Raw genomic sequence first — 22,174 nt, forward strand, 5'->3', positions numbered from 1 at the left:
GAAAATACGAAGAGTTTATTTTAGGTTAACCAAAATTACAGGTCGATTAAAATAACCTGGAATATTTATTTAATAAATATTTAAAATATTGCATTTTTTTGCATTAATCGACAAAAACATGGAATAAAATCAAGAAATTTCTTGCTATAATCCTCTTACTGGTAGAAATATCAGCAATAACTAATAAAGGAGAGATAGGAAAAAAATGAAAAACACGAAAAAGAAGTTAAGTGTCTCACTCGTAGTTTTAGGTCTTAGTCTGTTGGGAGGATATAAAGCTAACGCCGCTGAAGTATTGACTGGAAATACCGATTTAAAAGGGTATGATGCAACAATCACAACTAAAGCTGACGGTACAAATGTCTTGAAAACTAAAAAAGGTGAATATGATTTAAATGAAACTAGTACAATCTATAGTTCAAAAACGATTACCGTAACATTAAATAATACTACACCTGCAAATATCAATAAAATTCAAGCAAAAAAAACCTTGGAACTTAGAGGGAATGGTCAATTGAATGTTAATACTACAGAAGATGTTGGTATTACTGTAGGTGATCATTTCAAAGCCTTTAAACATGCAAAATACGGTAAAGGTTCTGTTACAGCAAATGCTAACAAAATCGGTTTGCGCGTTCATAATGAAATTCAAATGGAAGGCGGATCTGTTGAAGCAACAGGAGCTGAATACGGAATCTACTGTGAAAACGACATTAAACCTTACTATGATTCAGTTTTAAAAGGAACAAGTAGTGATGGTATTGGTATCCATGCTTACCGTGATATTTATGCATGGAAAGGTGCTACTGTAGTCGGCGAAGGAAAAATTTCTGGAGCACGTTCAATTATTGCTCATATCCAGGCTGAAGACGAAGGAAGTTCTATCACAGGTATTTCAACAGATATCAACAGTTCTTTATCTGCATTACATGCTGATAAAAGAATGTTAAGAGCTTACCGTGGTGCTGTGGTTCGTGAGGAATATAAAAATCCACCATTTGTTATTACAGATAATATTCCTATCTTTGTTACAGAATACGCTAGTATCTCAAGAAATATGCAATATACGAGTAATTACAACTGGATTTCAGAACCAGAAAGTGTTTATTTAAATGATCAAGGAGGACTTTTAGGAGATTTATCAAAAGGAACTCCAAAAGAAGTAACCATTACTGCTACTAGAGCTGGTGTGAAGTGTCAAAAGAATAAATTTGAAAAAACAGAACTTAAAAATAACGGGCAACACATCATTACATTTTCAAATACTGCTACTAAATTTGTTAGACCAGTAATAATTAATTATTGGAACTATGATACCAGTGTAGAAGGATCATACAAACTCATTGAGAAACAGACTATTGAGATGGATATAGGTAGTACTTTTGTTGTTAATGATCATCTGTATAAGTTTAACCCTACCGCAGAATATGATTTAATTGAAGTTGATACCTCAGATTTTGAAATTACAAAGGATAGTAATGAATACACTGTGAATTACTACTATGATGCCGAATTCAATAAATAAATTTTTACTTGTCAAATAAGATTGATGAATTGAATAAAAAAAGTCCAGAACAAAAAAATCATTGTTCTGGACTTTTTTGTTCTTTATCGCTAGTGTTACACCAAATAATAAATCAAACGCTGTTTTTCTCATTGACACCTGCACAAAAGAACTCTTCGTTTAGAAAACGATCAGTTGTTAAAAACATAATAAAAATCAGTAAAATTCAGTTTGATTCCCTTAACTATTTACATCTTGTTATAAAACTTGCGCAACACCATAATTTCTATCGAGCTTGTACGAGTCATTGGACAGCTCAATCCTATTTTTGTACAGTAATCGGGAAATAATAGAGTATCTTTAATAAAAAGGAGCCTTTAGTTATTCTTATATCAACTAAGAATAATTGGAGGTTTTTTATATGCAAAAAATTCAAGATATTGTCCCAGTCACTTTAAAATCAGATGAACACAAACAACAATCCGCAAGTCAAAGCATCTCTCCTACTAGTCAACCAAAGGTTGCACTTCAAGTTAAAAGGAACAATATCGAACTCACTATTTACAATGGCTGCAATAATTATATTTTAAACGCAGCAACTAGAGGGGATGATTTCTCATGATCATTGATTATACACAGCTAGAATCTGTCTATATCGTCTGCGGAAAAACAGATATGCGACGTGGTATCGATGGTCTCGCCTCCATTATTATGGATCAATATGAAATAGACGTGTATTCCAATGCATTATTTCTATTTTGTGGAAATCGTTCCGATCGATTTAAAGGACTATATTGGGAAGGAGATGGATTTATTCTTCTCTACAAACGTTTTGAAAACGGAAAACTCCAATGGCCACGAAAACGGTCAGAACTAAAAGACTTGACTCAGCAATACCTTCGGTGGTTGTTAGAAGGATTGTGTATCAATCAACGGAAAAAAATAGATACTGCCACTTCAGGTTGCGTCAAGAATTATGTGTAAATGGAAAATCCATTCCATTATTTACGAATTAAAACATTGATTCTAATGTATCTTGAATTTCTTTAAATCCTTTGTGAATTCGACTTGAAAACTTATGATTATATTGATTGAATTGAGAAACTAGGAATCTCTCCAGAGATTCTTCATTAGGAAATTGTTCTTTTCTCTTTGTGTATTTTTTCAATTGTTTGTTAAATCCTTTAATTAAATTAGTTGAGTATATGGTTCTTCTAATTGATGGGGGAAAGTTATAAAAAGTTAATAGAGCAGAATTCGTGAGTGATTCAACTACTCGCGGATACTGCTTTTCCCATTTGTCTGTCATAAAAGCTATTTGGTCAATTGCTTCTTCTTTTGAAAGAGCTTGATAAACCATTTTAAAATCATCACAGATTTCTTTTCTATCAGTAACTCGAACTTTATGAGCAATATTTCTAGAGACATGAACACAGCATTGTTGAAATTGAGCATTTGGGTAGATACAATGAATACTATCGGCAATACCACTTAAACCATCCGTTACTACTAATAAAACTTCCTCTAAACCACGATGTTTTAGGTCTTGAAGTACCTCTTTCCAAACATATGCAGATTCAGTTGAAGCGATAGTAAGATAGTAAACCATAGCACCTCCTTGGTGCCATCTAGACGGATACCAATCACGATATAAACGGCTTCTTTCGATACTGTTTTTCTTTTTAAAGGAATGTGAGTGGCATCCATAAAAATCACTGAGTATCTAGCTTCTAGTGGTCGTTCTTTAAAAGCTAGAACATCTTCAGAAACAAGCTTACTCATACTTGAAATCGTTTGTGGCGTATAATAATGACCGTACATTTTTTCAATCAGTTCAGAGATTTCAGACATCGTAATACCTTTTTGAAAAAATTGGATAATTGTCGTTTCTAAAGAATCATTCGTTCTTTTGTAAGCAGGTACTGTTTGTTGGGTAAAGTCACCTTTCCTGTCTCTCGGAATTACCAGGTTCAATTCTCCATACTCTGTTCTAAACGTACGTGAATAATTTCCATTACGGGAATTACCTGAATTGAATCCCGCTCTATCATACTTTTCATAGTCAAGAAACGTTGTTAATTCAGCTTGTAATAATAAATTAATAGCTGATTCTAAATGACGAAGAAATAAATCGTCCAAATCACCCTTGGTGATTAGTGTTTCCATAATTTCTGTTGTAAAATGAGTCATAAGAAAGTCCTCCTATAAAATTTCTGTTGTCGTAACTTTAATTTTATAGAATGGACTTTCTTTTTTATACTATATTTTCATTTACACAAAATATTTTACGCTATCAAAATACCTTAACTTCTTTAACCCCCCAAAAAAATTAAGTATTTTTTTAATTGCTTCCAAATATTAATGGTAGACATTTGCTATGCTATTAGTCGACAAACTCCCGTTTGTTATTGACTAAATGACTTTTCAGCTATTTACTTTACTCTCTAAAATCAGCCGTTATAGCAGAAATACTAGCTAGAATACCTTCTTCATTGTATTCTACTAAAAGCGTTTTTCCGAAAGTTTTATTTGCTTTTGCTTTATCTGCACTATCGTAAATAATGATACTTTTCTTACTTAAATTTTCTTTGTCTTTCGTTTGTTGTTCAAACCGTTGCATTAATTCATCAATGTCCTCTAATTCAAGTAAATTGGCAAGTTGTCTTAGCGTCTCTTCTAGATCTTTTCCATTATATTGTTTGTATTTTGTTGAATTTACAAGTTCAATCCGTTGACTACTTATTTTTACTTTATTTAAATCTTTAATAAATTCATAGTTTTCCGTAACCGTTCCATAAGATAGGTACTTTCCTTCAGTGTTTTTAAACCCTATTACACTTAAATATTGAAGCGTATTTTTATCTGAATTAAATTTATAAACTTCTGGCTGTTCTGTTACGTTCTCTATAAGCAACGCTTCTCTAACAAGTTTTCTTCCTTTATCAAAAAAAGGAAGTGTTTCAACTTGAAAGATATTTTTTAGATCCTCTTTTGCCTCTGATTCATCGGTAGTTGAGTAGTTATACTCGCCAAAGACATGATCTCGATCTTTCCACCAAACAAATTGTTTATCTTTTGAATCCACCTGAACAGTTGCAGTGGACTTATTTTTATTCGTGCAAGCTGTAATAACAAATAGACTGAATATGATGAATAGACACTTATTTATTTTCTTCGTCAACTTTCTTCTTACCTTTCTATTGTCATAGTTAAAGGATCTTTCTGATTCCCTAGCTGTACTTTAATGGCTTCTTTTTCATTAGGAAGTTTATAGACAATTGCACATTCCACAGAATTACCCGGTTCAATTTTTTGTTGGCTTTTTGTAATAAGGTAATTCAATTCTGTATCCTCTTGATTTGAACCATCCATTTCTAACGTATTTTGACCTGAAGTCGTAGTAACTAATTCCTGCCAAAACGCCAAAGGAACAACAGCATGATCTGATTGATTTGTTACGACATATCGTAGAATTAATGTTGATTCTTCTACCTTATTTCCAGTAACTTGTAAATATACATTATCTTGTTCTACTTGTTGTACACCTTTCATCTCTTGGCGAGTACTTTCTTCAGTTACTGTTCCTTTTTTTTCAAGTTTCAAACTTTCAACTGATTCAAGTGCCGTTTCTTCTAATTTTGCTACACTATTATTTTTAGGAAAATAATACTGAAAATTGATGATATTTGTTTCAGTCGAAATAAAATACATGTAAAGCCATACAGCTTTTTGTTCGTATACACTTGGTATCTTATAGCTGATTCCTTCATAATTAGCTGTTTTAAAACTTTTTTTCTCAGCAACATCTAGTTGATAAATAGGTGTTAACTGGTTATCAATTTTTTTTTCTAATTCTTTTTCACTTAACTGCTTACTTTGTTGCGCCCGAATAAACATGACCGCTTTACTACTATCATCTTCGGCCTGAAAAACCGCTTCTTCATTTATCGTATTTTCCGACTCATCTAATTGACTCCATCCCTTAAAAAATTGGAACGAATATTCACTATTATTTGCTTCAAAGATCGTTTTTTCCGTACTATTTTTTGAACACGCTGATACAATAACCGTCAAAAAAACAATTTGAACGATTCGTACTTTTTTCCATTTCATAGTACCCTCTCCAGCCTTTTATTTGTTATTGTTCTTACTTTTATTCTTATTAAGCCGCCAGACATATATTACAAATATCCCCGTGCAACTAATAAAGAGTGACAAACCAATAATGAATCCTTGCGGTAAAAATGTAAATTCAATCGTGTGTGTGCCTTCTGGGAGTGAAATTGTTAAAAAAGCATCTTTAAATGTTGTTATTTCGGCCTTTTTACCATCAATAGATACACGCCAACCTTTATCGTAAGGAATGGTTGTCAAAAGAACTTGATTTTTTTTGCTCGTTATAGTTGTTTTCGCATGTCGCCCATCAACTTTAAAGTCCACGCCCTTTTCTTGAATTTTTTTCGCTGTTTCTGCAAATTTTACAGTATCTAAAAATACCGCATCTGGACGATAAATTTCTACCGCTTGTTGGTAATTCCCACCAGAAAAAGTAACCGTGACTTCCATTGTTGTTGGCTCTTCATAATATCCTAGATTATAGTACTGACCTGTAGCAGACAAATCAGTTCTTCTGTTTACACCTTGTATTTTTGCATCTACTTTTACCCCAGAACTTTTTGTAAAATCAGTAGGAACAAGGCTAAGGTATCCTTGTGTTTTTGCCGGAATTGTTACCAACCATGTTAATTCTTTACTCAATCCAGGTTCTTTTTCGGCAATTATTAATTTTTTATCTTCTTCCGTTACAAGACAATTTTTACTATTAATAAGAGTTGCCTCACCAAAACTAAATAATTCGTCTCCCACTCCAGCCAAATGATTAAATAATTCTGTTTGATTTTTTACAGCAGATGCTCCATAAATTTTATCATCGGTAAGCACTCCAAGTGGAAGGGCATATTGATTTTGATATAATGTATAGTGTTTTTCTGTAGCTACTTTTTTATAGCCAAATTTCATTACATCCTCTTTTGCTAAATTGTATTTTATTCCTAGTAATGCATCCGCCAATAACGTATTATTCTCATAATTAATTGTAAGATTTGTTCCTAACGAGCGAAATCCTAAGGCATGTAAGTATTCAGATGAGTGTCTATTACGAATGGATGAAAACATCGATACTCCATGGAATCCATAATTGAAACTAGTATTCGGAGAATTAGCACTTATGTTCTCCATCCTAAAAAAATTTTCTTCCCTACTCTCAGCCTCTTTAACAAGAGTATTTATTTCTTCGTAATTCTCAGTATATAATTCCCTGTTTGGATATCCCCAATCATTTGAAATTCCTAAAATCATATCCTTTGAATTTATACCCGCTTCAAATACCATAAAAAACATGATGAGCATCGGTACCCATTTACTACCCTTTTTCCCTGAATCAAGCCAAAGCCAGAGTGCTAAATAAATAAATAGTAGCGAAATTGTGACCACGAGCGATTCTATCGAGAGAATATCATACCTTTTTTTATTCGCTAAAAATACATAAAGAAGAAAGACTCCACAAATAGCTAAAATTAGGTTCAATAGAAAAGAACTGTCTTCTTTCGTATATTTTTCTAGTCCATAACCCGCCAATAAAATAACCAAAAAAGAAATTAAAAAACTAAATCGAAAGAGAAACATATTAGGTGTATGAAAGCCATGCCAAAATAAGTTTAATGGATACAAATATATACTAGCAACAAGCAATAAATTCAGTAATCCATAGCCAATTTTTTCTTTCCATGTTATTCTTCTTGTAAAAAAGTAATAAAAGAAAAAAATTAGTGGTACCAAACCAATATACACAAATGGCATACTTTCAAATTTGGAAGTATCGTAAGCACCTACCATATTTTTAGCAATAAGATCCCAAGGACCTACATCTGGTGTAAGTACATAATAGAAAATTGACGTGAGACTTTCCCCGTTTGTCCTCAAATCAATAATGGCTGGTAAGATCGTAAGCATTGAGGCTCCACCAGCTAAAATTGACGTAAAAAGATACCGAAGAAATCCTTTTTTATTTTTATTTTCATAACAAACTGCACGAATAATTGCATACAGAAATGTAAATACACCTACCATAAACCCCATATAATAGCTCGACAAAAATAGCAACAAAGAACTAATGAAAAGAAGAATTGGCGATTTATTTAAAAATACGCGATTAATTCCTAAAACAATTAGTGGAAGATAGACAAATGTATCTAGCCACATAATTACTTCTGAATACCCCACAGAAAAGGACATTAAAGAATAAGAAACACTTAAGCCAACAATTATCCATCGATTCACTTTAAAAGTATCATGTGCGAAAAACCAAAAAGCAACTCCACTAGCTCCAAATTTTAATAATGTCAAAAAATACAATGCATCTGGCATATTTGAATTATCAAAAAAAAGAACGAGTGGCGTAAAAATACCATTTAAATAATATGCAGTTAATGCCCAAAAATTTAATCCCAATGAACCTGACCACGTATAAAAAATACTTTGTTTCCCCAGTAAGACATTTTTTAAACTTGCATGAAAATTAGCATACTGAGAAAAAGAATCCGTAGCAAGTATACTTTTGGCACTCCCAGGATAGATACCGATATTGTAGTAGGCGATTCCTAATAACAGAATAGGCAATAAAAAACTACATCCAATAACTAAATAATTTTCTTTAAAAAATTTGCAAATCTTTTTCATAATTGTTCTCTCTTTCAATTTATGGATTTAATGAACTGTCCCGATTCTAGAGAATGGGTAATAGCGATAAACAACAACACCCTCAATTTGTTTTTTGTTGATTAAACCAAACACTCTACTATCGTCAGAATGCAACCGATTATCTCCTTGTACAAAATACATATTCTCAGGGATTCGTTCATATTCACTTAATTCTTTAGCAACTAGTTCAGAGACATCAATACTAATTGTTCCATCTGACCGCTCATCCGCTAGATTATCTTTTTCATTTTCACGTGGTAACAAATATAATTTTGTTCCATTGACACCTATTCTATCACCTGGTAGACCAATAATACGCTTCACATAAGAGGTATCTTTTTCGTAGGTAGCCTCAAATGAAATAATTGCATACCGTGAAGGTTCCGTATGTTTCGCTAGAATGATTCGATCATTTGTTTCAAACGTTGGGGCCATAGATTGGCCATCCACTTTGTCTCTACCGAAATTTATAAAAAAAAGCAACAGTATGAAAAATAATGCAATTAACAGTAGCGTTTCTTTTTGTTTTAATGTAGCGATTACTTTTTTAGCAATTTTTTTTCGTCCTTTGGCTGTTTTCATCTGTATAAAAAAATTATTTTTTTGTTTTGATTTCTTTTTTTTACCCTTTTTTGTACGTTTGGTGGTTTCCTTTTTTTGTTTTACAGATGATTTTTGTACGTGCTCTCTTTTTCTTTTATGCTGCGTCATTCACTCTACCTCATACTAACTTATCTAAAACTGCTGTATTTTATGAATTGGAAAAATTCTAGCTTCTATTTTTCCAATGATATTTTCTTTTTTTACAAAACCAAAATAGCGACTATCATTCGCATATTCACGATTATCTCCCAAAATAAAATAATGATTCTCTGGAATACGGCTTGCAAGTCCTAGTTCACTCAATGAAAAATCCTCTGTTAACGCCTCTTTTGACTGTTTACTCTGAAGGAAACGTTCAGGGATTTCATTCCCATTTACCAGTAAAGCACCATTCTTATAACTAATCTCTTCTCCAGGAAGCCCGACTATTCGTTGTACCAATATTTCTGAGTTTTCAGGATTTTTAAATGCTACTAAATCAAACCGACGAAAATTTTTCTGTTTAATTACGAATAAACGATCTTGATCGTTTATTCGTGGTGTCATGCTATACCCATCAACAGTCACTATCCGAACGGTAAAAAAGCATATCGTTCCAACAATGACTAAAAAAATAGTCATGGATAACAACATTTCGTAAAGCAAGTATTTTTTCTTCGTTTTTCTTTTGCGTCGCTTCTTTTTTTTAGAAGTTATTGGTCCTCTCTTATTCGTCGTTCCCTTTTTCTTTTTTTTACTTTTAACGTACTTATTATTTTTCTTTTTTACAGCGTTAACAGGTATCTTTCTTTTTACACGTTTATGTGTTGAACTTTTTTTCAAGTTAAGCACCTCTAATTATTCGTTTACTTTTTCTTTTTCAAGGCCTTTTCATTAATCTTAAATCGTTCAAACACTTTCTTTTGATTCTCAGTCACTTTTTTTGCATCATTCACATACGCTTCATTTACAGAGGATTCTTGAAGCATTTCTAATGTCTGATTATTTAAATTAACCCCAATTTCTCTTAATAACTGATAGTGGCGATTCAATAAATTTTGTCCATCTTCCTGTAAAATTCCTGAAGCCTTTCGCGATCCATAGCTAGCTAATCTGGAAGATATTTCTTTAATATTTTTAATTGATTTTTGAGGATTCTCATTCTTCTGAATATTCTCTAATTGGCTTTGTAACTCTTGCAATAAAAAATAACTTTGAAGAATTGCTTGCGAATCTTCTCCATCTAAATGATTTTGTTGATAAGTTCTCGTATAATAACTTCCGCCCAAAAACGTGAGAGAAATACACAAAAAAATGATACTTTTAACCAATTCTTTATTTTTCTTTTTTTGTAATTTTTTCTGAAAAGAAAGAAATTTACGTCGCTTCTTCTTATTTTTGATCCGCTTGTTTTTATTGGCTTTATATTTAGCGTTAGTCATCAAAAAAAAGCCTAAAAAACTAATTGCTAAAAATAAAAAAAGAATGGCTAACGCTAAAAATGATACAAAAGACCAGTCCAATACACCCATTTACATTCTCCTTACTTTTTGCTTACTGGTTTTTTTTTCTTTTTCTTTCTTTTACTATTAGCTTTTCTTTGTGCTTCTTTCTTTTTTCGAACCAATCGAACAACTACAAAAATGATAATTAATAAAAGAATCAAACCAGCAGCAATCATTCCTACTAACATCCAGTTAATTCCTTGTTCTTGAACCAAATCAACATCTTGACTATTGTATTTATCTGCGTCTTCATCTGTGATCTCAAATTCTTGGTCCCAACTCCATTTATCTTCTCCAGAGGTAGCATTGATTTTGGCACGGTATTTGCCTGGCACCATTTTTTCCCCATTCATTGATACTGGAAAATCAACTAAACTATTAGGCGCTACGCGCATATTTGCCTTTTTGGTATCGTACAATACGGCTTCTTCGCCACTTTTTGTTATTTGTACTTCTAACGTTAAGTTTTCTAAATAGGCCGCTTCGACATTTGAAAAATTAACAAAAATACTATTTCGATAGTTACTTAAACCAGCATAGACACGATTCAACTCTAAATTCGGTTTTACTACTGTATCTGTTTCACTAAGCAACATGCCAATCATAAAGGCATACTCATTAATGACGCCACTTTGTTTTTTTAAAGCTTCTTCGTCTGTTTTTCCTTTCAATTGAATCCCACCAGAAATGACCCCATCAAAACTGGCTTGTGGCATTGTTATTTCTAAATCAAGTGGGATCGTACTTTTAGCAGGAATCACAATAGATTCAGGCGCTTTCACCACATCAACAAAATCATATTTTAGAGATTTGTCATTATCTATTTTGGCCGGTCCATATTCAATAACCCCATTCCCATTGGTTTTAGCTCCATTTAAAGAAACTAATACTTCATAAGGTTCTTCTCCACCGTTAGTTAACTGAATTTGAACTTTTTGTGTCTGTCCAGGCGTCATTTTCAAATCAAAATAACCTACATCATTATTCTTTTGATTTTCTGGCTTCACCACTTCATACGAAAAACCTAAAGGACTAGCGGTTTTTTCATCGGCATATGTTGGAACAGCACATAGTACTATGTATAAAACAAAAATAAAACAAATAATAATTTTTTTCTTCATAAATACTTTCTTCCTTTCTACTTCAAAAAACAAGGGTTCACTTGTTCTTTGAACGAGCGAACCCTATTGTTTTTTACCAATTAAAGTGTTTCAGACAATGTCCAAGTGATTACTGCATTATAATCACCCGTACCAATTGCAGATGTCGTTGGAATATCTAAGGTTACTGATTTTGCAGCATCTTGTGTTGCATCGTTCATTTTCCCAAAGTTAATTTCAAATTGACCGTATCCACGACCATTTACACCAGTATTTTTAATGAAATCTACTGAATTCCCTGTAGATTCTAATTTATCTGGATTACTTGTAACATCAGCGTCTAAAATATTCAAATCTGCTGATCCAGTTTGAGTTGTATAGGCATTCTTATAAGTAAGTGAAGCACCTTTCAACTTAACACCCGTAGTTGTTTGGAATTCAGAAGTAATTGCTGCACTTAGTTTATAATCATGTACTTCTTTGGATCTCAAATCTTGGAATTTCACAAAATTTTGTACATCAAATGTTTCAGTTCCTTTTGCTGGATTTTCTGTATTTGCATGGAACACACTTGCATCATAACTACGTTTTGTGTTTGCAGTTAAGACATCATGGTTTTCAAATTCAAGTGGTGTAACAGCAATAATCCCGAATTCTCCTGGATTTGTAACATCCGGAATATTAGTAATTGTTGTTCCTGTTGAGTTTCCTGGTTCTGTAGGAACAACATTTGAGGTACCACTAGTGTCGTAGGTAAAACCAATGTGTCCAGTACCGTCTTTATCTACCGCCTTTGTTGTATTTGGTAAAGCCAAAGCAACGCCTGTTGCAGCTAATAAAGCAGCTCCGCATAATTTGTGTGTCATTTTCATTTTGTATTTCCTCCTAATTTTTTTGATTATTTATGGCAACTCGGCTAATATCCAAGTTAACACCGTTGAATAGGTCCCTGGATCTTTTTTTGTAGAACCAGGTACAGTTAAAGAAATTGCACTATTTTCAGTCATTTGTTTATTGTCAAAATCACTATCCAACATGGGTTGGTTCTTATGATTGTTCCTAGGCTTCAATGTATTATCGATTTCTAGGGGATTATTATTAGAGGCCCCAAATGAGATAGACCATGTGCCGGCACCAGTTCCAGATTTAGCTTCCGCCAAATTATAGGTTTCCCCGATATTACTTAGTCGAATCACTTCTTTTGACACATTCGGGGACTGATCAGCGGGCATTATTGAATTTACCCATGACTTATCGAAAGATAGGTAAGCGCCATCTAACTGGCTATTTGCTGTGTTTTTATTTTGAAATTGAGTTTCTTGCCTCAATTGCAATGTCCATCCTAAGGAAGCTCCACGATAATCCGATATTTGAATAAAGTTTCCTCTTGCTTCTGTCTCATCATGAAACAGTTGTGCATTAACTGGAATGACTGAATCCTTAGTTGAAACTTTATTCTCATTTGTAAAATTGAGTTGTGGTACAAAGTCTATCCTCAGATCTCCAGAGGTACTTGGACTATCTCCAGGATCTACTTTTTTACTTGGATTTTCCGGATCTTGAATTCCAACATCGGAATAATCACCAGTAAAACCAATATGTGCTCCTCCATTCGAACTATTCTCTGCCATGACAAAGTTAGGAGAAAACAGAAGACAAAACAAGCTACTAGATAAGACAAGACTTGTCTTTATTTTTACAAGTTTCATCAGTCTCACTCCTTTTTCCTTTGTTTATTTAGCAGCACAAACAGTAGTAGAAGTAAAATCAACGCACCACTTACCATCATACTTTTTTTGATCAATTCCCCAGTCGATGGAAATTTCCCCTTAGGTTTGGTCACTTTCATTGGTGTACTGCTTTGTGAAGTAGTAGTGGAAGAACTAGTTTCTTCGTAAAAGCCTACTTCACCTTTAGTTTGAACAACTCCACCTACATCATCAGCAGTTACTGAAGTAACAGGGACCATCAATGAGAGAAATCCAATAAAAGAGACCATTAAAAACCAAATCTTTTTTTTCATTTTACTCCTCCATTTATGGTGTATTATTCAATGTGAACGTCATTTTCCCAGTATAATCACCATCTTTTCGATATTGTGATGCTTTTAGCACTAGTTTAAATCCGTCCCCTTTTGCTTCCCATTCCTTATCACTAACGTTATAATCACCAACAGCTTCATCTTTTGCAGTTGATAAAATAACTAATGGCATGTTTTCTTCTAAATGTGTCTCTGATGTTCCTTTTTTGTAGACAAGTGCATCTGGCATTTTATAAGAAGAATCATCGTCATACGTCATTACTTCGTTTAGTGTTACAGTTAATGACCAACCAGTAGAAACTGGACGAGTATCGTTCACGATAAGCGGGAGATCGTAGCTTGGTTTTTCAGCAGTAAATTCTCCATAAGCCGTCGTTTTCTTTTTCCCAAAATCAATTTTTTCTGGGGCTGATACAAGAGATAACGTTCCTTTTACGGTAGTCCCTGGAACACCTACTTCATTTGAAACGGCTGAAATAACTTCGTGCGTTGAATCTGGATTTATCGGTCCTTCTACAAATGGTTTTTCTTGTGGAGAATCTCCTGTAGCAGTTGCTTTGTTTTTAATTTCCTTATTGTAAGCAGCTGTTTCAAGTACAGCATCAAAACTAGTAGTTATACTAGCATTAGCAGCAATGTCTCCTACGTTAATAGTTAATGTACGCGCATCTGAATCATAGCTGTACTGATCTTTTGTTGCAACAACGTCAGCAATCATTACCTTACTTTTTTCAGCATCAAATTTTAATCCTTCAGGTAATACATCGGTTATAACTACATTTTTCCAACTTTCAGAATTCGCTTTTTTGTTGGTGGTTACTAGTGTATACGTTAAAGTATCTCCTACAGAGGCAATTGAGCCTCCGCTTGAAACAACCGATTTAACAATATCAGGTTGATCTGGAATAACATCATTTACGACAAAGCGTTTAGCTGAATTGAACCGTTCATCTACTGTAGCTGTTTTTATGGCATCATGATATCCTGTATATGTGTCATAACCATCAACTTCCTCATTAAGATTTCCATAAACACCATCAGGTTCCTGTGTATAAGTTTTGGGTAAACTATACGAAGGAATAGGATCTATAGTAGTTGTGTCTTTCAAATACACGTCTACTTTATCATCTTTAGTCAGATATGCTGGCAAATTAACCAACCATTTATTGTCTGCAACTGTTGTTGTAATCAAATCCCCAGCAGAATTTTTTAACCACGACCCATTAACTTTAATGAACACTTTTGCGCCATTTTCATCACTAGTTCCAGTAATTTGTTTTGTTGCGTTTGTTAAACTGTAGTCATTTTCGAAACTCGATTGTTTTGGTGGCGTTACATCAATGGTTGTTTCTACGCCAGTTAAAATATCTTCTGGAAGGCTTTCATGAACCTTACCATTTAACGAATTTGCTCCTGATCTACTTGCACCTATTACCTCAACAGTCTGACCTACCTCAAAAAACTTATCATCTGGAAGTTTAATCTGAAAAATACCATTATCAGGATCCTCTCCCCAAATTGAAATACCTGGTTCTCCAACAGTTTTTCCCGATAAGTCATACGCTGTAGATCCATCTGCGTTTTTAACTCTTACTTTTACTTCAACTTCGTCTGTCCAAGCATCTCGAATTCCTTCAACACCCTCTGGCACAGTAACGTGACCATAAATTGTTTTATCCGCATTAGTAGGTTGTCTTAATTTATCAACAACTGGTCGCGCATTATTTCCACTCATACGCGAATAATTGTTTGGTGCTCCAAACAAACTTTTAAATCCAGTATCACTTGAAGAAACAATATTAGCTAAATTGGCGCCGCCTAGTTTAAAATCTATCAATGTCCAGTCATAAACTGGATCATCTACATATACTTTTGATCCTTTTTTCCAAACACTTACATCAGTATTTGTAGCAGTAAAAGAACCTGTACTTCCAGACAATCCAAATATATTGGCTCCGCCACTTCTTACATTAGCAAAATCGTAATAAATTGGATTATCGATTAAAACACTAGCATTCGCACCCATATTAAAAATTCCATAGTTAGCACCTGAAGTTGTTCCACGAGCAATAAATTCGGTATCTTGTTGAGCATTTATTGTTGAAACATTTGATCCACCATATATGGCAGGTCCTGAATCAGCAATCATGTTAACTTGACTATCTTTTCCTGATATAGTAAACGTATTATTTGTGCCTGGCAAATTCAACGCTTCATTACTGTTATTGCTTAGACTCCCTGAGCCTTTATTGTATAAACTCAATTTCGACTTATTAGTCACATTAGTAACAAATCCATCTCCATTCAACCTTAGAGCAGGAGCTACTCCGCTTAAATGTTTAATGTCTATAACAGAATTATTATCTATTTGAAATTCGTTATCAGGATTATTCATTGAAAAACGTACTGTGGCAGCTTCACCTGCTGTATAATCAGTCGTGGCAACTAAATTAGACTGATTCTTAACAACGAAGCTATTACCTCCATAACGTAATCGTATGGCTGAACTTCCTGTTGAATAAGCAACAAGTGTTGCGTCATCTAAATTTATACTACCGCCACCCATATTTCCGTCGTTTACACCAATAGCCCAAGTAGTAAGACCGTTACTACTTTGAGTAGTATTTACTTCACTCGAAGCTCCAGAACTAGAAAAAATATGCAAAACAGTTACCGTATTACTAGTTGAATAAAATTTATTGGTACCTAGCAAAGTTAGCGTACTGTTAGTAGAATCAACAATACCAGCAGCATTTGACGATGGTGTTGTAACATTATTCAATTGGATCTTCCATATTGCTGAAGTTGACGTAGAATTTAAAATCGATGTAGTTCCTAATTTCGTAATGACCGCATCGTTTATAATGAAATTTTTGTCACTCACAGCCCCCAATACTATTGAACCATTGGTTGCCGTTGAACCAAAATCTATTTTGTGATTATTTCCATTAATTGTTATATCTCTTGAGACAGTGCCTGTAGCGGTTGTAGTGTTTCTAGTCAAATCTTCTGTGATATTAATTACATCAACTGATGTATTTGCTAATGCATCAGTAAATTCCTTCCAAGTTGAAACATTAGTAGCTATCCTTGGAGTTATTGCAAAATCAGCTGATTCTAAAGCATCAGGTTTTACTTGTAGTTTTGAAGATTTTTCTTTAGAATATTTAATCGAAAACGGTTCCTGAGCTAAATTTCCAGATCCATCAGAGATAACCAAGTTGTTGTCCGGATTATCTATAGTAGAGTTTGCTACAAGTACAATAGGTATTTTGTAACTACCAGTCTCTTGTTTAAAAGTAATATTGACTTTTGTCCCATCATCGATATCCTCTAAGTCAAACTTATCTTCGATATCATCATTAAAATATTCCTCAATATTTTCAGCATAAAGTAATTTAGCATTTAGATCTGTTAATGAGAGTGTCAATGTTCCTTGCCCTGGATTTTCTACCTCTAACTCATATGATACTTGATTAGTACTTTCAGATTTTTTTTCTAAAATAACATTGCCTTGAAAAGTTTTATTTGATTCGTTTGCTTTAATAGTATTTCCAAAATTGAGGTACAGTACAAAAGTAAATATCATTAAGAGACTAATACTGCCGAAGAAAAATCCCCCTTTTTTTTTCACTTTATTTTCCTCCTTTCCTCTAGTATTTCTTATCTTTATGGTTTTAAAGATAATTTATTTCAATTCCTCTTATTTCTTTTCCAAAGTTAGAAATAAGACGAAAGGAAACCAACCTTAAACACTTAACATATAACCTTTTGAACGAACGGTCTTGATACAATCAGAATCGCCCGTCATTTTTTTTCTTAAATGGAATACCGCATTTGCGATACGAGATTTTTTTTCTTCATCATCGATATTGTTACTTTTCCAAACACTTTCATAAATGTCTGTATAAGTAACTGCTCGTCCCATATTTCTATACAATAAATCCATGATTTGATATTCCAATTTAGTTAATCCAATCTCGCCTCGATTCGTGAAAAGGCTCAGGTTATTTGCATTCAATTGGAATTTCAGATCTTCGTTTACTAAATCTGTGTCAAACAGGTGCATACCATTTGATTTACTGGTAGAAATCTTGTTTAATGTATTAGTAATAATCAAAGAAAATTCTTCTGTACTCATCGTTTCATCCTTGATGCCATTTGCACCTAATTGCAGAAAAACAGTCCGTGTTACTTGATCTATTTTTTCAAGCGATGAAATGATATAAATCAATAAACCTGGACATTCTTTTGCTTTGATTAATACTTGACAAATACTTGGTAAATCTTCTAAACATGACGTTTCAATTAAAAGAACCTGTTGTTCAGAAAACAATTCTATTTCATCGTCATTTAATTGATGCACGGTAAATTTTGTTGTATCAAACATGTCGAAGTATTCTTGTTTCCAATCTTTAGTCATTGAGATATAACCTATATTATGCATCTTATAACCTCACTTTTCTGGAAAGATATTTTTGATTTCTAACAAATATTCAATAAAATTTGTAATAAATGATGTTTCTCACAAATCTAAACTTGTAACAATTGATGAAAAACATATCTCTATACAATAATTAACAAGTTAATAGCCTGCAAAATAAAACGTATAAACGTTGATTTTATGTATCTTTTTCATATCAAATATGTTTATAAGCAATATAAATACACATTAATTTTTTCATAGTTCTAATAAGAACATGAATTTATTTCTAAAAACAGCTACAAATTAATACTTAAAAAAATTTTTGACGGAGCATTCGACGGCTTATTTTCAAAAAAAAAAATAAATACTCATATAAAAAAGAGAGTAAAAAAACTAAATTTTATTTTTACACACTGATTTTTATAGTTCATTTATTTGAAATAGGAATGTATTCAGTACAGTTTTATGATTGCTTTCAGAAAAATAAATAGTCTATTTGGGTTAAAAAACAGTCCATCATCAAAAATTAAAAATCATTTTTGATGATGGACTATTTTAGTTTTTACTTGTTGAATCTTTTTAAACAAAAAATTTTAAAGTAAGAGAATAGAACAAAATAAAATTAGCTCCCACGAGAATAAGTAACAACCTACGAAAAACAAAGTGATTTGCTGGTGCAACGTACATACTTGTTTTTTGAACGGAATACTTCTGCTCCACCGTATTTCTACTATACTATTAATAACTAAAACGAAGCATCAAAGATTAGAAATTCGCTCCATAGCATGGCGCTCATCTGATTCGAATGAATGGGTGTATACATCTAGTGTCATTTTTGTAGAACTATGTCCTAATAACGCACTTATACTCGTTATTTTTATACCCATTTCCAAACATCTAGTAGCAAAACTATGCCTCAAAGTGTGAAAAGTAACGCCGGAAACATTCGATTCTTTAGCAATTCTTTCAAAATGATAACTTAATAAACGAGGTTCAATACATTTGCCCTGATCGCCAAAAACATAATTGCTTTTTTTCTCTTTTGCTTCTTCTTGTAGTCTCTCTATCCAATAATTTGATAAAGGTAAGACACGAAGAGAGGCCAAAGTTTTTGGTTTTTGCTCTACCAATTCAGTATGACCTGACCCGTCCGATAATCTCTGCATGGTTCGACTAATTTGAACAGTTTTAGCTGTAAAATCAATATCTTCCCATTTTAATCCACTAATTTCCCCTATTCTTAATCCAGTATCCATGGCAAAAAGAATCGGTAATCCTTTTGAGTCGTTTTTAGCTCTCATGCGAATTTGCCGTTGTTCTTCTTTCCTCAATGCACGAACTTGACGATTAACTTTCGGCAAATTGATATTATCAGTTGGATTGATTTGCAATTTTCCTGAACCTACTGCATATCGAAAACAAGTTCTTAAAACACGAAAAATAGCATGAACGGTTCCTGGAGCGAGACAATAGCTTAAATCAATACAAAAATCTTGCACATTTTTCTGGGAAATATCAACTAATTTTTCTGAGCCAAAAACAGGAACAATATGTACGTACGCTTTATTTTTGTAACTAATATATGTACTTTGCTTCAAATTAGGAGCGACTGCTGTTTCTAGCCAAAAAGCCAACCATTCGTTGAAAGTTCCTTGAAATTGAGTATCTATTTGTTGCGCATCAAATAGTATTTTTTTCTCCATCAACTTTTTTTTAACTTCTCCGTATTTTGGACCATAGACATACCCATAACGAATCTTTCCATTATTATTTCTTTCTTTAATGAATCGTCCCTCCCAACGTCCATCTTTTCTTTTATATATATTTTCACCTTTTTTAGCCATAAAGATGACATCCTTTCTATATGTAGATAAATTGACGGCGACAATGACGGCGTACTAATAATTACAATTTTTATCAAATTTTTTTTAAAATAGTTAAATTTTTGATAAAATATTAATTATATAACTTAATCAAAACGAGTTATTAGTTTGAAAAACTATAAAATAAACATTTACTTGGATTTGAAATAACGTTTCTTACTTATTTCAGATTACGTTGACAAACGAATTGTAAACCACTATCATTAATATATCATTAATAATTTGAGATAAAAACGAATTTTTTTAGAAATAAAACGATATATTTTTTCGTATTCTTATTAGAACTATGAAAAAAGATGCGTTTTCGTCCTTTTTAAACATCTCATAAAAAGTTTTTATACTTAAACATAAAAACAGAAAATATTGACAAAATAACAAGTTGAACAAATTAAATTTGTACATTTATTCACTATCTTATCGATTAATTACTGTTTGAATACTAAAATATATCTGCTTATCTAAAGCAAAATATTCCCTTAAAAAATAAGCTTAATTTATATTTTAAATAACAATTATCTAATATCATAATTTCCCCTTCTTTGTTTACTAATTGAACTTGAGTCTAAATATTTTCTTCTGAAGAGATAATCATAAGTATCTTTTTTAAATTTAAATTTTTTTGTTAAATATAAAGAAATCGCCATTTTCGATATTTGAGTTATAATTACTTTACTTGTTTTATATACACCAAAAAGAATCTTAAAATTATTCAGTCTTTAAATTCACAAATATTACTAAAAACACTAACAAAAAATTACCAAAATAATAAATGTTTATATCCGTTAAAATTTTATCATATAAAATTATTGATGAATACTAAAAAATTGTTTTTTTTTGCTTAAAATTAAATTTTCATTATTTTTCTATCTCTTTTTTGAAAAATGATATCAACTCTATCTATCGAACATTGCCTTTTAAAGTTTTGGCTTTCATCCAGAAATGCTATCAAACCATTTAATCATACAAGTATTATCGCTATTTCTCTGTAATTGTTTGCAAAAAAATAGTGAGTAAGAACGTCTGTCTTCAAACGATCTTACTCACTGTTTTTTTGTTTTTTACTCTAATTTAGGAGTTTGGACAAACCTCTTTATCTCTAGTACTTACTCATCATACGTACTTTGATGGAAGAATTGTTGATCCAAACCAGCGGCTTGTTCTTCATCTGTTGTTTGAATTCTAGTGATTTTTGAAGCAAGAATCAAAATAATTCTAGTTACCACAAATGAATACACAGCAACAAAGCACACACCTAAGATTTGAACAAGTAATCCGTGCATTCCTTCAGCTGTAACCAAAGAAGCTCCTGTTCCAAAAATACCAATCAAGATGGTACCAGTAAAGCCACCGATTCCATGTACACCCCAAACATCCAACGCATCATCCCAACCTTTTTTCTTACGGAAATCAACAGCAATGTTACAAACAATCCCAGCAATCGCTCCAATTATTAGTGCTTGTGTTGGTTTTACATATCCCGCACACGGAGTGATTGTCGCTAATCCAGCAACTGAACCGGTTAAAATATCGACAAAATCATAATAACCTTTTTTGATTTTCGCAAAGATAATCCAAACAGTTAAGGCCGTTGCTAGTGCGATAAAAGTAGAGACGAATGCATTTACAGCTTGTAAATCAGCTCGTAATGCCCCACCAGAGTTGAAACCAAACCAACCAAACCATAATAATCCTGTACCGATTGCAGCAACCATTAAATTATTATGTTGATTTTTTTGTTGTTCACTCAATTTTCTTTGTCCTAAATACAAGATTGTTGCTAAAGAGCCGAAACCAGCAGTTGTATGGATAACAGTTCCACCTGCAAAATCTTTAAAATTGAAATCAGCTAAAAAGCCGCCGCCCCACACCCAGTGACAGACAGGGAAATAAATCAATAAGTTCCATGCAACTAATAATAAAATATACCCACTCATTGTCAAACGGTCTGCAAAAGCACCCGTCATTAAAGGAACCGTGATGACACAAAACATTAATTGAAATGCAAAGAACATAATAAACGGGATGGTTGCACCGTGTAATAAATTAGCTAGTGAGCCAACATTTTTCATTAAGAAAAAATCAGCTGGATTTCCGATAATTCCATGAATATCAGAACCAAAAGCTAGGCCAAAACCGCCAAAAACCCACATTAATGTAGTAATTCCTACTGATACAAATGATTGCCCCATAATAACTAAAATATTGTTTTTTCTTGATAATCCACCATAGAAAAAGGCCAAGCCTGGTGTCATTAAACAAACCATTGCTGTACATAAAATAATAAATGCAGTATCGCCTGTATTTATTGCGTTCGACATAAAACGTCTTCCCTTCTTAAAATAAATTATTCTACCAATCAACCATAAATTTATTT

The 22,174-nt window shown here is 32.7% G+C and carries 17 protein-coding genes and 1 pseudogene; 3 read left to right on the plus strand and 15 right to left on the minus strand.

Annotation, left to right across the window (positions count from 1 at the left end):
* The first annotated feature begins 205 nt into the window (after positions 1–205).
* The 3 genes from ACYSNW_RS11170 to tnpB all read left to right on the plus strand — a co-directional run bounded on the left by ACYSNW_RS11170 (position 206) and on the right by tnpB (position 2,488).
* Positions 206–1,525 carry a hypothetical protein gene (locus tag ACYSNW_RS11170; protein WP_461744579.1) on the plus strand — a complete coding sequence of 440 codons (1,320 nt, stop codon included), beginning with the start codon at positions 206–208 and terminating at the stop codon, positions 1,523–1,525.
* 400 nt (positions 1,526–1,925) lie between these two features.
* Complete coding sequence (locus ACYSNW_RS11175; protein WP_461744580.1) at positions 1,926–2,126, plus strand: hypothetical protein; 201 nt, start codon at positions 1,926–1,928, stop codon at positions 2,124–2,126.
* Positions 2,123–2,488 carry an IS66 family insertion sequence element accessory protein TnpB gene (tnpB, locus tag ACYSNW_RS11180; protein WP_461744581.1) on the plus strand — a complete coding sequence of 122 codons (366 nt, stop codon included), beginning with the start codon at positions 2,123–2,125 and terminating at the stop codon, positions 2,486–2,488. The genes ACYSNW_RS11175 and tnpB overlap by 4 nt, the downstream gene beginning before the upstream one ends.
* A gap of 28 nt (positions 2,489–2,516) precedes the next feature.
* On the opposite strand, the pseudogene ACYSNW_RS11185 reads toward tnpB, so the two are convergent.
* The 15 genes and pseudogenes from ACYSNW_RS11185 to ACYSNW_RS11255 all read right to left on the minus strand — a co-directional run bounded on the left by ACYSNW_RS11185 (position 2,517) and on the right by ACYSNW_RS11255 (position 22,118).
* A pseudogene (locus ACYSNW_RS11185) lies at positions 2,517–3,694 on the minus strand (IS256 family transposase).
* Between the two features lie 247 nt (positions 3,695–3,941).
* A complete protein-coding gene (locus ACYSNW_RS11190; RefSeq protein WP_461744582.1) occupies positions 3,942–4,685 on the minus strand; it encodes a hypothetical protein in 744 nt (247 codons plus the stop codon).
* An 8-nt stretch (positions 4,686–4,693) separates the two neighbouring features.
* The gene (locus ACYSNW_RS11195; RefSeq protein WP_461744583.1) at positions 4,694–5,617 is read right to left on the minus strand and encodes a DUF5067 domain-containing protein; all 924 of its coding nucleotides are present in this window, start codon (positions 5,615–5,617) and stop codon (positions 4,694–4,696) included.
* A gap of 18 nt (positions 5,618–5,635) precedes the next feature.
* Positions 5,636–8,242, minus strand: a complete 2,607-nt coding sequence (locus tag ACYSNW_RS11200; protein WP_461744584.1) for a YfhO family protein — start codon at positions 8,240–8,242, stop codon at positions 5,636–5,638.
* A gap of 27 nt (positions 8,243–8,269) precedes the next feature.
* On the minus strand, positions 8,270–8,974 hold the full coding sequence (gene lepB, locus ACYSNW_RS11205) for a signal peptidase I (protein WP_461744585.1): 705 nt from the start codon (positions 8,972–8,974) through the stop codon (positions 8,270–8,272).
* Positions 8,975–8,998: 24 nt separating this feature from the next.
* Entirely contained in the window at positions 8,999–9,688 is a 690-nt protein-coding gene (gene lepB, locus ACYSNW_RS11210) for a signal peptidase I (protein ID WP_461744586.1), read from the minus strand.
* A 23-nt stretch (positions 9,689–9,711) separates the two neighbouring features.
* A complete protein-coding gene (locus ACYSNW_RS11215; RefSeq protein WP_461744587.1) occupies positions 9,712–10,377 on the minus strand; it encodes a YccF domain-containing protein in 666 nt (221 codons plus the stop codon).
* An 11-nt stretch (positions 10,378–10,388) separates the two neighbouring features.
* Entirely contained in the window at positions 10,389–11,471 is a 1,083-nt protein-coding gene (locus ACYSNW_RS11220; protein WP_461744588.1) for a DUF916 and DUF3324 domain-containing protein, read from the minus strand.
* 80 nt (positions 11,472–11,551) lie between these two features.
* On the minus strand, positions 11,552–12,322 hold the full coding sequence (locus ACYSNW_RS11225) for a WxL domain-containing protein (RefSeq protein WP_461744589.1): 771 nt from the start codon (positions 12,320–12,322) through the stop codon (positions 11,552–11,554).
* A 30-nt stretch (positions 12,323–12,352) separates the two neighbouring features.
* Entirely contained in the window at positions 12,353–13,159 is an 807-nt protein-coding gene (locus ACYSNW_RS11230) for a WxL domain-containing protein (protein WP_461744590.1), read from the minus strand.
* 5 nt (positions 13,160–13,164) lie between these two features.
* On the minus strand, positions 13,165–13,473 hold the full coding sequence (locus ACYSNW_RS11235) for an LPXTG cell wall anchor domain-containing protein (RefSeq protein ID WP_461744591.1): 309 nt from the start codon (positions 13,471–13,473) through the stop codon (positions 13,165–13,167).
* Between the two features lie 13 nt (positions 13,474–13,486).
* The gene (locus ACYSNW_RS11240; protein WP_461744592.1) at positions 13,487–17,125 is read right to left on the minus strand and encodes a pectate lyase-like adhesive domain-containing protein; all 3,639 of its coding nucleotides are present in this window, start codon (positions 17,123–17,125) and stop codon (positions 13,487–13,489) included.
* 114 nt (positions 17,126–17,239) lie between these two features.
* On the minus strand, positions 17,240–17,938 hold the full coding sequence (locus ACYSNW_RS11245; protein WP_461744593.1) for a winged helix-turn-helix domain-containing protein: 699 nt from the start codon (positions 17,936–17,938) through the stop codon (positions 17,240–17,242).
* Between the two features lie 737 nt (positions 17,939–18,675).
* Positions 18,676–19,761: a tyrosine-type recombinase/integrase gene (locus ACYSNW_RS11250; protein WP_461744594.1), complete on the minus strand. Its 1,086-nt coding sequence runs from the start codon at positions 19,759–19,761 to the stop codon at positions 18,676–18,678.
* A gap of 1,142 nt (positions 19,762–20,903) precedes the next feature.
* Positions 20,904–22,118 (minus strand): ammonium transporter, encoded by a 1,215-nt coding sequence (locus ACYSNW_RS11255; RefSeq protein WP_461744595.1) that lies wholly within the window; start codon positions 22,116–22,118, stop codon positions 20,904–20,906.
* Positions 22,119–22,174: the final 56 nt, after the last annotated feature.

The organism is Enterococcus sp. LJL99, assembly GCF_054871725.1.